The organism is Weissella paramesenteroides ATCC 33313, assembly GCF_000160575.1.
GTDB lineage: Bacteria > Bacillota > Bacilli > Lactobacillales > Lactobacillaceae > Weissella > Weissella paramesenteroides.
This window is the reverse complement of record NZ_GG697129.1, coordinates 440,810-452,908: the sequence shown is the minus strand read 5'-3', so window position 1 is coordinate 452,908 and position 12,099 is coordinate 440,810. Positions and strand designations below refer to the sequence as shown.

13 protein-coding genes and 1 other annotated feature are annotated in these 12,099 nt (G+C 37.5%); of the genes, 9 read left to right on the top strand and 4 right to left on the bottom strand.

Annotated elements, in window-relative coordinates:
- The first annotated feature begins 5 nt into the window (after window positions 1-5).
- The 7 genes from HMPREF0877_RS05105 to HMPREF0877_RS05075 all read left to right on the top strand — a co-directional run bounded on the left by HMPREF0877_RS05105 (window position 6) and on the right by HMPREF0877_RS05075 (window position 6,838).
- Window positions 6-830 (top strand): energy-coupling factor transporter transmembrane component T family protein, encoded by an 825-nt coding sequence (locus HMPREF0877_RS05105; RefSeq protein ID WP_050755318.1) that lies wholly within the window; start codon window positions 6-8, stop codon window positions 828-830.
- Window positions 831-909: 79 nt separating this feature from the next.
- Window positions 910-1,154 (top strand) — a binding site (T-box leader).
- Between the two features lie 49 nt (window positions 1,155-1,203).
- The gene (locus HMPREF0877_RS10310; protein ID WP_242649001.1) at window positions 1,204-2,568 is read left to right on the top strand and encodes an FAD-binding oxidoreductase; all 1,365 of its coding nucleotides are present in this window, start codon (window positions 1,204-1,206) and stop codon (window positions 2,566-2,568) included.
- Window positions 2,569-2,586: 18 nt separating this feature from the next.
- Window positions 2,587-3,747, top strand: a complete 1,161-nt coding sequence (locus HMPREF0877_RS10305; RefSeq protein WP_002828181.1) for an aminotransferase class I/II-fold pyridoxal phosphate-dependent enzyme — start codon at window positions 2,587-2,589, stop codon at window positions 3,745-3,747.
- Between the two features lie 25 nt (window positions 3,748-3,772).
- A complete protein-coding gene (locus HMPREF0877_RS05090) occupies window positions 3,773-4,714 on the top strand; it encodes an L-lactate dehydrogenase (RefSeq protein WP_002828180.1) in 942 nt (313 codons plus the stop codon).
- A 234-nt stretch (window positions 4,715-4,948) separates the two neighbouring features.
- Window positions 4,949-5,380 carry a LytTR family DNA-binding domain-containing protein gene (locus HMPREF0877_RS05085; protein WP_002828179.1) on the top strand — a complete coding sequence of 144 codons (432 nt, stop codon included), beginning with the start codon at window positions 4,949-4,951 and terminating at the stop codon, window positions 5,378-5,380.
- Window positions 5,377-5,838 (top strand): DUF3021 domain-containing protein, encoded by a 462-nt coding sequence (locus HMPREF0877_RS05080; RefSeq protein ID WP_002828177.1) that lies wholly within the window; start codon window positions 5,377-5,379, stop codon window positions 5,836-5,838. The genes HMPREF0877_RS05085 and HMPREF0877_RS05080 overlap by 4 nt, the downstream gene beginning before the upstream one ends.
- A gap of 382 nt (window positions 5,839-6,220) precedes the next feature.
- Window positions 6,221-6,838: a GNAT family N-acetyltransferase gene (locus HMPREF0877_RS05075; protein ID WP_050755314.1), complete on the top strand. Its 618-nt coding sequence runs from the start codon at window positions 6,221-6,223 to the stop codon at window positions 6,836-6,838.
- Between the two features lie 256 nt (window positions 6,839-7,094).
- On the opposite strand, the gene HMPREF0877_RS05070 is transcribed toward HMPREF0877_RS05075, so the two are convergent.
- Entirely contained in the window at window positions 7,095-7,868 is a 774-nt protein-coding gene (locus tag HMPREF0877_RS05070) for an acetoin reductase (RefSeq protein WP_040760624.1), read from the bottom strand.
- A 246-nt stretch (window positions 7,869-8,114) separates the two neighbouring features.
- Window positions 8,115-8,696 carry a TetR/AcrR family transcriptional regulator gene (locus HMPREF0877_RS05065; RefSeq protein WP_002828174.1) on the bottom strand — a complete coding sequence of 194 codons (582 nt, stop codon included), beginning with the start codon at window positions 8,694-8,696 and terminating at the stop codon, window positions 8,115-8,117.
- A gap of 155 nt (window positions 8,697-8,851) precedes the next feature.
- On the opposite strand from HMPREF0877_RS05065, the gene HMPREF0877_RS05060 reads away from it, so the two are divergent.
- On the top strand, window positions 8,852-9,709 hold the full coding sequence (locus tag HMPREF0877_RS05060; protein ID WP_002828173.1) for an aldo/keto reductase: 858 nt from the start codon (window positions 8,852-8,854) through the stop codon (window positions 9,707-9,709).
- A 133-nt stretch (window positions 9,710-9,842) separates the two neighbouring features.
- Window positions 9,843-10,484 carry a DUF1345 domain-containing protein gene (locus HMPREF0877_RS05055; RefSeq protein WP_040760622.1) on the top strand — a complete coding sequence of 214 codons (642 nt, stop codon included), beginning with the start codon at window positions 9,843-9,845 and terminating at the stop codon, window positions 10,482-10,484.
- A gap of 107 nt (window positions 10,485-10,591) precedes the next feature.
- On the opposite strand, the gene HMPREF0877_RS05050 is transcribed toward HMPREF0877_RS05055, so the two are convergent.
- Together HMPREF0877_RS05050 and HMPREF0877_RS05045 are read right to left on the bottom strand one after the other, a co-directional pair.
- Window positions 10,592-11,341: an amino acid ABC transporter ATP-binding protein gene (locus tag HMPREF0877_RS05050; protein WP_002828171.1), complete on the bottom strand. Its 750-nt coding sequence runs from the start codon at window positions 11,339-11,341 to the stop codon at window positions 10,592-10,594.
- A 3-nt stretch (window positions 11,342-11,344) separates the two neighbouring features.
- Window positions 11,345-12,046 carry an amino acid ABC transporter permease gene (locus HMPREF0877_RS05045; RefSeq protein ID WP_002828170.1) on the bottom strand — a complete coding sequence of 234 codons (702 nt, stop codon included), beginning with the start codon at window positions 12,044-12,046 and terminating at the stop codon, window positions 11,345-11,347.
- Window positions 12,047-12,099: the final 53 nt, after the last annotated feature.

The window sequence follows — 12,099 nt, the reverse complement described above, 5'->3', positions numbered from 1 at the left end:
TGGCGATGAATAATATATTTGGCTATCAGCCAGGACGGTCCATTGTTCATCAATTAAGTGGTGGTACCAAATTATTGATTTTTTTGTTGTTGACGATTAGTGGTATGTTAAGTTTTGATGTACGTTACCTTGTTTTGCTAATGTTAATCGCCATTATTGGTTTAAAAGTAGCTGGTATTCATTGGAAAAATGTGTCTACAATTGTTAAATTCGTTGCCGTTTTTGCACTCATGAATTTGCTATTAATTTATATTTTTGCCCCGCAATATGGGACAACTTTATTTCATAGTAAAACATTGTTACTGGGTCATGGATTCTATGCGTTAACATTAGAGCAATTATTCTACGAATTTATTGTGTTAGCGAAATATTTCTTTAGCTTGCCGTTGGCATTAATTTTTTTACTTACGACTAATCCTAGTGAATTTGCATCAGGATTGAATAAAATTGGTGTCTCATACCGGATTTCGTATGCTGTTGCCTTGACATTACGTTATATCCCAACGATTCAACAAGAGTTTGTGACGATTAGTCATGCGCAACAGGCACGTGGTTTTGATATGTCTAAACATGCGCCATTTACACAGCGAATCAAAGGAGCCTTCGGTATCATGATGCCACTTGTCTTTTCTTCACTATCAAAGATTGACGAAATAAGTCGTTCCATGGATTTACGCCGTTTTGGTAAGGAAAGACAGCGTAGCTGGTATTATGAACAAAAATTTAAACGTCAAGATTGGTATTTTTTGATTGGTGTTGCAGTGCTAGTCGTTCTAGAAATTTTGTTGATGAAACTGACAGGTAGTCGCTTCTGGTATCCATTTTCATAATTTCTTCAAATGTGAGTTAAATGAGATTTTTTTAATTTTATTATTGACTTTTCATTATTACCGAATTACCATTATATGAGTGAACATGATGATTAGGTGAGTAGTTTGTGATGGATACGCAAAGCGAGTTGTAGTTGGTGTAAGGCAACCGATTCAGCAAATGAATTTGGCCTAGGAGTGGTTGAAGTTATGAGTAGTTTCGACTATTAGTAATTTCCGGTGATGACCGATATCGCATGTGAGTATGTTTGGCATACTTAATAAGCAGACTGTGGTGATACAGTCTGAAACACGGGTGGTAACACGATTTTTATCGTCCCGTCGTTCTATTCTGGAACGACGGGATTTTTTATATTAAAGGAGCAATATGACAATGACAATTTTTTCGTCCTTGCAATTGCCAAATGGTGAAATTGCATTAGATGAGCAAACGCTAAAAAAGTATGGGACAAATCATTATACACAAGAAATAACAACTGAAATATTGCCAGATGCCGTGGTATTTGCAGAAACCATTGCAGATGTGCAAGCAACAGTTCGTTTTGCAGCTGCTAATCAAATTGCAATTGTACCACAAGGTGCCAAAACATCGATTGTGAATAGTGCTGCTGGTTTAACTGGTAGTATAATCTTGAATTTATCAAGAATGAATCATATTTTATCAATTGAGCCAGAAAATCAAGTTGCCGTTGTTGAACCTGGGGTATTAAATGGTGACTTAGATGCCGAAGTTCGTCAAGTTGGGTATTTTTTCTCGCCAGACCCAGGATCAAAGCGAATCAGTTCAGTTGGGGGTAATATTGCAACCAACGCTGGTGGTATGTCATCGTTAAAATATGGTACAACGAAGCAGTCTGTATTGGGGTTGAAAGTTGTTTTAGCTAGTGGTGAATTGGTAACACTAGGTGGTAAAACCTTTAAGAATAATGCTGGCTATGATTTAACCGATTTGTTAGTTGGCTCAGAAGGAACCCTTGGCATTATCGTTGAGGCCACGGTTCGCTTGGTACCTGTGCCATTAGGTAGTGCGATTACAGGACTGGCGACCTTCCCAACGATCCATGAGTTGATGCGTGCTGTTCAAGCCGTGCAGGCTAGTGGTGTTAACCCCTCAATGTTAGAAATTTTAAATCGCGTTTCCATTGAGGCATTAGATGAATATGAACATAGTCATTTAGGTAGCCATGGTGAACAGGCGTTATTGATTTTCCAAATTGACGTTGCAGTATCTGGTGTATTGGAAAAGGTTGATAAACTATTACATGAGTATGGTGCAACAAAGATTGATGTTACTGAAGACGCAGCTCGCACAGCAGAAATTATTAAAATTCGCCAAGATATTTTTGCGGCTGGTGCACAATATGGACGATTAATTGTCGAGGATATTGCCGTACCGTTAGGACAGTTAGCAAAAGTGGCTGATAAGGCAGAAGAGCTAGCAGATAAATATCAACAACGATTATTGCTGTTAGGACATGCTGGGGATGGCAATCTACATCCCGACATTATCTTGGAAAATAAAGACGGCGAATTACCTGAAGGTACGAAAAAATTTATTGATGAGTTACTGAATTTCGTCATTCAGGTTAATGGTACGGTTAGTGCAGAACATGGTATTGGTAGCTTAAAGAATGAATGGGTACCAAAGCAATTAGATGCAAATGTCAGAGTGTTGCAAAAGCAAGTGAAACAGGCATTTGATCCACTAGGGATTTTGAATCCTGGCCGTAAGATTTAGAAAATTAGGAGAACAAACATGGGAGTAAATAAGCGTGTTGCCGCAATTAAGCCGAATGCTATTCGAGCATTTGATGATGAGACAAGTGGTATTGAAGGTGTTCTAAAGTTGACTCTTGGAGAGCCTGATTTTACAGTACCAGAGCATGTGAAAAAAGCAGCAATTGCTAGTATCGAGGCGGATGAATCACATTATGCACCTGCTGCTGGTTCAGTTGCTTTGAGAAAAGCGATTCACCATTTTATGTTAGATCGTTATGGATTATCATATGATATTGATTCTGAAATTATTGTGACATTGGGGGCGACTGAGGGAATCTATGATACTTTCACAGCCTTTATTAATGAGGGTGATAAAGTGTTATTGCCAGCACCCAATTTTTCAATGTATGACCCAACTATCGAGCTAGCTGGTGGTGAGATCGTCTTTGTTGATACATCTGATACTGGCTTCTTATTAACACCTGAACAACTCCAAGCAGCCATTGACGAGTATGGTGAAAAGTTGACAACTGTTTTGTTGAATTATCCAGCAAATCCAACGGGAGTTACTTATACTGCAGAACAATTATCTGCCTTAGCTGATGTGTTGCAAGGAACTAATATTACCGTAATTGCTGATGAAATTTATTCTGAACTAACTTACAATGCACCACATACTTCAATTGCAAAGTTCTTACCAGAACAAACAGTTATTTTGAATGGTGTGTCAAAGTCGCACGCTATGACTGGTTATCGTATCGGGTTTATTGTTGGACCTAAGCAACTAGTACAACCTGCAGCAGTGTTACATCAATTTACAGTTACTGCTGCTTCGAATCCAGCGATGGCAGGAGCCGCCGAAGCGTTAGGATCAGCACAAGGAAAATTGGATTCTAAATCCATGCGTGAAGCTTATCGCGAACGTCGTGATTACTTAGTACCAGCTTTACGCAAATTAGGGTTTGAAATTCCTCAACCAAATGGGGCATTCTATGTTTTTGCCAAGATACCGGCAGCATATGAACAAGATGACTATGCTTTTAGTGTTGATTTAGCAAAGCGTGGCAAGGTTGCTGTGATTCCAGGATCAGTTTTCAACGTCGGTGGTGAAGGCTACATTCGTATTAGTTACGCTGCATCCTTGGACAGTCTTCATGAGGCTGTGAAGCGTATTAGCAATTTTTTGGAAAATTATTAAGCAAGTGAAATAATGGGGGAACGCAATGACTCGTAAAGTTGGGATTATTGGATTGGGACATGTTGGTGCAGCAATTGCTCATAGTTTAACCGCACAAGGTGCAGTTGACGAATTTGTTTTTATTGATATTGATGATAACAAAGTGAATGCTGAAGCATTAGATTTTGAAGATGCCATGGCTAATTTGGAATTTAATGCAAATTATGTTGTTAATGATTGGTCAGCATTAGCAGATGCTGATGTCGTTATTTCTTCAGTTGGTAAAATTGCATTGCAGGAGACGATTACAACAGATGATCGTTTTGTTGAGTTACAGTATAACAAACTTCAAATTGCAGATATTTCTAAAAAATTAGTTGCATCTGAATTTAAAGGAATTTTGGTTGTGATTACGAATCCAGTTGACGTCATTACTACAATGTATCAACACTATACTGGTTTCCCAAAGGAACGTGTGATTGGTACAGGTACACTATTGGATACGGCTCGTATGCATCGTGCTGTAGGTAAGGCGCTTGGTGTTCATCCAAAATCAGTTAGTGGTTATAATGTTGGTGAACATGGTGATTCACAATTTACAGCATGGTCAACGGTTACAGTAAAAGACAAACCAATTACATCATATGACCTACCACTATCAGACCTAAATGATGAGGTTAGAATTGGTGGGTATACAGTTTATCATGGTAAGAAGTTTACTAGTTATGGTATCGCCAGTGCGGCTAGCCGGTTAACAAAGGCCATTTTGACGGATAGCCATGAAGAACTGCCAGTATCTAATTTCCGACCTGAATATGGTGTTTATGTTTCTTATCCTGTCATTGTTGGTCGTGAAGGGGTTATTGATCATGTGTCATTAGATTTGTCATCTGATGAGCAAACGAAGTTAGACACTTCAGCTGGCTTCATTCGTGAGCGTTACGAAGAGGTTATTTCTGAACTGACAAAAACGGAAAACATTGGCTAAATAAATAGAAGCATAGATCCTCCTGATTTACAGCAATGGTAATTCGGGAGGATCTTTCTTTAATAATAAAGATACGAATCATACTGATTTGTACATTTTATTTTAAGAATTAGACCGATTAATTTAAATAATAAACCATGTATCAGTGATTAGAAAACAAGCATCATTAGATATGTATAATGACAGATATCATATGGGTGTCACAATGTTATTTGGAAAAAGGGGGGTAGCTGTATGAAGGTAAATTTTTTTATTGATGAGAATCAGCCTGAGTATATTGATTTTCATGTAAAAAAGTTAACGCCTGCCATGCAATCAATGGTAGATGAATTGCAGAAACAGGATGTATTGCTTTGGGGATACCAGGAAAAAGTCGTCACACCCCTTAAATTGGATGAGATAATCAGAATTAAAACAGAAGCTACTGAAGTTCATATACAAGATATATCTGGTATATACAAAGTAAAACAGCGAATCTACCAGTTAGCAGAACTGTTACCAGATAATTTTATTCAAATTTCGAGTGGTGAGATTGTGAATTTTGATTTTATTGACCATCTGAAATTAAGTGGTAATGGGAATATCGTTTTAATTTTAAATAGTGGGGATGAGACTTACGTTTCTAGACGGTATGTTTCTAAAATAAAGAGGAGGTTGGGGATATGAGTAAACGGATTATGTACCGATTCTTCCTAGGAATGCCATTTGGTGTTACATATGGGTTGGTCATTTCCATAGTATATGCCTATTTGAATAATCAGACATTTTATCAAATGGCAACTAATCGTTTTGATGATTATATTTCTAATCCACTTGATGTCTTGGTAATTACTGTTATTTTATGGGCATTACTTGGATCCTTGTTTTTTGTAACAGCTTTAATATTCACTGTAGAACGTTGGAGCTTAGTAAAAAAAATTATCATTCATTTTTTTGTGACGGTTTCAATTTTTATGATAATCGCTTATGCTTTGGGTTGGTATTTGTTAAATATTGAAGGTGTTTTGACGGAAATAATTATTTTCGTTATCATCTACGCATTATTTTTAATTAACGATATGATACAATCCAAACGTAATGTGGCAGCAATTAACAATAAAATAAAAAATAAGAATAATCATTAGCAAGCAGTAAATGAGGTGTACCCAAAATGCGTGTTCGATTGCATATTTATTTTTGTTAATTGAGCCCTTGATATATGGGTATATTACACTGTTATCACATAAGTTAAATTTTAGTAATGACTACTATACTAGCCATTATAGATGTCCCTTTGGTAGCCGCCTGATAGTATCCTCGATTTGATATAGGACTTCAAAACTTTGTGTGATTGGGGAAATTAAGCGCTATCACTATGGCTTAAACTTTAAATTATTAGCATGCCTATAATTAGAACTGAAGTATAGATAAAGTCTATTTCAAAATCAAAGGGCGCTGGTATTATTTTACCGGAACTATTTTTAACTGGGGATAAATTTAACTATGGGTTTAATGGGAGAGTACGTCATGGTATTGTACATCAGAGAATTAGATTACCATAAAGATGCTGATGAACTAGCATCTTTTGCCTTGGAGGGCATGAATTTTTCGCGCTATACAAAGTTACGATTTGCTCAAAAATTATATAGTCGGTATTTTGTTAGGGAAGGTATACTCAATGCTACCCTATCACTTGGAGCGTATACCGAAGAAGGACAGCTTACTGGTGCCTTGTTAGCTCGATTTAATGGGGAACAACCGGTTTATCGCAATTTCTTTTGGCGTTGTTATGTTTGGCTTTTTGAATTAGTCCTTAGTTTGTTTTTCGGTAGCCGTACTGACGAATACGATACGAACAATCGAAAAATGCTCCAAGATGTTACACAATCAAAAACATTTGATGGGGAACTATCCTTATTTGCGGTTGATCCAAAACAAAAAGGACAAGGAGTAGGTACAGCATTACTAAGTGCATTCCAAACACGCAAATCAGGAAAGCAAATCTATTTATTTACGGATAGCAACTGCACGTATCAGTTTTATCAGCATCGTGGTTTTGAACAAGCTTCATCAGTAGATATTCATGAGCCAGGGCAGTCAACTGACCAGAAACTATCATGCTTCGTGTTTACGCGAACTCTTTAGTTATATTAATGACTCTCTTGTTGTCATTATGCTAAGTTATCCAGAACTATGGTATAAAAGACCTTTAAAAGTAAAAAATATTGAAATAAAGCTGACTAAATTAAAGAGCAGATCAGGAAAAATTTTCTGACCTGCTCTATTTTTGATTGTAATTTTTATAGCATAAACGTGTTCCAAAAGTCTGAAGCCTCAATAAAACACAATTTACGTGTCACACCGGCTTTAAAACGACTTTTGTCTCGCATGCCATCAAGATTTAGTTGTAAACCAAGCCACCATCAACCAAGATTGTTTGACCGGTAATATAGTCAGAATCTTCAGAGGCTAAGAAGTGTACCAAGTTAGCCACATCAGTTGGTGTCTCGTAACGTCCCAAAGCGATTTCGCCAGAGAACTTAGCAAATGGTTCTCCTGGCTTTAATGAAGGATCTGCCTTGACCATTTCAGCATCAATACGATCCCACATCTTGGTCTTAGCAACACCTGGGCAGTAAGCATTTACTGTGATGTGCTTTGAAGCAAGTTCCTTAGCTGCAACATGTGTAAAGGCCTTAACAGCATGCTTTGAAGCGGAATAAGTACCCAAGACTTCATAAGCTTCATGACCAGCAATTGAACAAGCGTTAATAATCTTACCAGGTGTACCTTGCTTAATAAATTGTTCAGCAGCAGCTTGTGTACCGTAAACAGTTCCAAAAACATTGATTTTAAATGTGCGTTCCAGCTCACTTTCATCGATCTTTAAGAATGGTGTCACGGCTTCAACACCGGCGTTGTTAACAAAAACATTTAACTGCCCAAACTTTTCAACTGCTGCAGCCACTAATGCTTCTTGGTCTGCTTTCTTAGAAACATCCCCAACAAAGCTGGCTACGTCACCTAAGTCTTTTAACTCTGTCTCAGTCTTAGTCAAGGCGTCTTGGCTAATGTCATGAATCATGACACTAAAGCCATCTTTAAGTAGACGCTCAGCGATACCTTTACCTAATCCCCCAGCTGATCCAGTAACTACGGCAACTTTCTTCGACATAATCATACCTCCCAAGTATAAAACCAACAGAAACATAATAACGAAAGCGCTTCCACGTGTCCATTGTAACGCTTTTTGTTCTTTAAAACACATTTTTTCTTTTATAAAATAAAAATGCAAATTTATGCATAAAAAGTAACGGGGATATAGGTAATTATTGACAGACTAAAAAGGTCATCAATCCGCCAATTTGAAGTTTGTGGATTGATGATCTTAAATGTGTTTCGAAAGTTCTTAAAACATTTTTTAATTATCATGTGTATCAGTTAATCCTTGTTGGATAACTGGTAATAACTCTTGCCAAGTTGTTTCGAAAATAGTCTTAAACAAATTATCATCCCAACGACCTGCAAAAAATGGATGATAGAAATATGTAAATGTTTGCATCACTGTTTGGCCCCGTTGTTGACGGAATGTATCCCAAGCCATAATCTTTTCTACCGCTGTCGCAAATTCTTTCAACCGTGGTTCGATCAAACTATCATGTCGACCTAACTCAAACTTATAAAATGCTAACATTTCAGGTGCCGCTGCAAAACTTGTTTGACGTCGGGTTGAGAGTAACCATAGCCAATCATGAAGTGCTTGTACACGATTTTCCGCTGGTACACGTTCACTAGCTTCTATAATAGGTGCGTCTACTTCTTTGAGCCAATCTTTATCCATTTCTTCAAATAGCGCATCACGGTTGGCAAAATGTTTATATAAAGCAGCTGGCGTAATTGATAATTTACGTGCCACATCAGCAAGCCGTGCTTTTTCATAACCTTTTTCTGTTAAGACCGCTTGCGTTGCCTCAAAAATTGCTTTTTTTGTAACTTTTGACATCTTGCTTCCTCTCTCAATTTATTGTCCTTATCATTATACCCAACTCTTCAATGGATACAAACTATCTAATTTAGTTTATTAATATTCTTTGTTATACTTGACGGTAGATAGTCAGCAAAAATGACTGAATTTTATTGAATACGGGGTGTAAGTATATGACTATTTCATCATTAACAGATACATTTACCTTGGCAAATGGGGTTGAAATTCCAGTTGTCGGGTTTGGAACTTGGCAAACACCCGATGGGGATGTTGCATACCAAAGTGTTTTGGATGCCTTGAAAGCTGGTTATCGTCATATAGATACGGCTGCTGCTTATGGTAATGAAGCATCAGTAGGACGTGCCATCAAAGACTCAGGTATTCCACGTGAAGAATTGTTTATCACATCAAAGCTATGGAATGATAGCCACAGTTATGAAGCTGCTAAAATAGCATTGGATAAATCATTAAAATTGCTAGGTCTAGATTATTTGGACCTATATCTTATTCATTGGCCAAATCCATTAATTAATCGACGTAATTGGGATAAAGCCAATGCAGAAGCTTGGCGTTACATGGAAGATGCCTATACTGAAGGAAAAATTCGTGCCATTGGTATTTCTAACTTCCAAATTGAACACGTTGAAGCATTACTCAAGACGGCAACCATCAGACCAATGGTTAATCAATTATTTATCAATCCATCTGATTTGGAACAAGATATTGTGGCTTTCAACGAAGCTCATGATATTCTTACCGAGGCCTATTCACCTCTTGGAACAGGATCGCTACTTGCAGTTCCTGAAATCAATGACATTGCTGAAAAGTATGGTAAGTCAGCTGCACAAGTTCTAATTCGTTGGTCGCTACAACATGGGTTCCTTCCTTTACCTAAGTCCACGCATGCTGAACGTATTAGCCAAAATGCTGATGTCTTCGACTTTGAGTTAACTGATGCAGAAATTGTAGCGCTAGATCAACTAGAAGGTGTTGCAGGTACGCATCAAGATGCTTCACAAGCTGGTTTTTAGAATATAATAATGCACCAAGTGACTGAATTTATTCGTGAGTTCAGTCATTTTTTTATATATAATTGGCGTAATAGGAGAACAGTTTTTCACTACCGCATTTCGTTGTATTGTGTCGCTGGGAAAGGATAGGATTATGAAAAGAAAAAAATTGCAACTCTTGTTACAGAACCATGGTAACATTTTCAGCATCTCAGTGATTTGCGGAATTATTTTTTCATGGTTGTCTACTTTTTTTATAGAGGGCATGTTTCCAATTTTATTGGGATGGGACATGGCAACATTAATACTCTTTATCCTAATGATCTATCTGTTTTTTCCATTAGCCAGCGGACAACAGACTAAGCAAATTGTTCTAAAAGGCATTCGATATCCGTTAATTGATTTACTGGTCATCCTGGCTGGTGTTATGAGCGTATTCATTGTCTTTTTTCTTTTAAACATTAGCAATCGGAACCAATTAGAAATTATATTTTGTATCTTTAGTATTTTCTTGTCATGGAACAGCATTCAATTATTGTACACAGTACATTATGCAGAAATTTATTATAAAAATGGTGGTGGGGTGACATTTAATAATGATGACTTACCTAATTTGTGGGACTTTTTGTATTTATCGTATACGATTGGTATGACATACCAAGTTTCGGATAATAGTTTTTCTACCACTCATTTCCGAAAAGTTGCTTTAGGTCATGCGTTAATATCTTTTGTCTTTAGTACGATGTTGATTGCCATAATTATTAATTTTGTTGCTGGATTAATTACTGGTCGATGAGATCATATACAAAAAGGGCATCAATCTACCGATAGGTGGTAATTGATGCCCTTTAAACGCGTTCTGAAAGTCTGAAGTCGATTGTAATCGACTTTTATTATCTTATTTTAGTGTTCATCTTGATCAAATTTAAAAGCATTTAGGAAACGATGAATACGTTCAGTGGGCTTATTAAAGAACTCATCAGGAGTGCCATCAAAATCAATTTCACCGTCTTCCAAAAATAACATCCGATCAGCTGCATGACGGGCAAAGTCCATGTTGTGGGTCACAATAATCATCGATTGGTTTTCGTTGGCTAAATTATTTAATACGCGCAATACTTGGGCTTCAAGTTCAGGATCTAGTGCGGAAGTCGGTTCATCAAGCAATAGGTAGTCTGGTGCCATAGCCATGGCACGAGCAATCGCAACACGTTGCGTTTGACCACCAGATAATTGATAAGGATAGCGATTAGCTGTTTCATCTAAGCCGACGGCTGATAAGAGTTCGTGTGCATGTTTTGTGGCAACAGCTTTCGACTGTTTTAGAACATGCACAGGAGCTTCAATCATATTTCCCATAATCGTTAGATGATCAAACATACGCGGTTGTTGGAAAACCATGCCAGTTTTACGGCGCACCCAAAGTAAAGTATCTGTTGTTACTGGCTTGTTAAGGTCAATGACACGATCATCAATCGTATATTGGCCACTATCTGGACGTTCCAATAAATTTAGTGAGCGTAAAAGCGTTGACTTTCCTGATCCAGATGGTCCAACGATAACCGTTGTTTCATGGGGATTAAACGTCACGTTAATATCTTTTAATGCGTGGTGTTCAGCATAGTTTTTATCAATATGTTCTAATTTCAGCATGATTTACCTCTGATCTTTTACAAAACGGTCGGCCCAGCGTTGGATATAACGCTGAGGAATTGACAAGATAGTCACAAACAAGGCGTAAATAGCAGCAACTAATAAATACATTTTTAGTGGCTCAAAGTTAACGGCAGCAAGTTGTTGTGATAGATAGAACATCTCCACGATGGTCACTACTGAGGCCAATGAGGTATCCTTTACCAATGAAATAAATGAATTTGCTAGCGTTGGGATAGAGATACGTGTTGCTTGGGGCAAGATAATGCGCATAAAAATTTGACGATCAGTCATACCAAGCGCAGCAGCAGCTTCTCGTTGTGTATCTGGAATTGATGAAATAGCGGCTCGAATTGCTTCTGAAGCATAAGCACCAGTATTGAGTGAGAGTACCCAAATAGCAGCTATCCAACCAGATGGTGATAACCAACTGATACCTAATTTTGGTAAGCCATAAAAGACAACGAATAATTGCACTAGCATTGGTGTTGAACGGAAAATCCAGACATAGAACCATAAAATAAATTTTAGAACTTGCCAACCGAATTTACCTAGGTCGGTAGCGTGTGGAACGTAGGAACGTAAGACAGCAACAATAGCTGCTATAACAACAGCAATCACAAAAGAAATTAATGCTAGCGGAATGGTGTATTTAATTCCAGCAATAATTAATTGTGGTGCATAAGTTGCAATGAATTCAAACATGAGCCTTCCTTTCAAAAAAGAGCACAAAAAAAGTGTTAAACAATCTTAGTCGT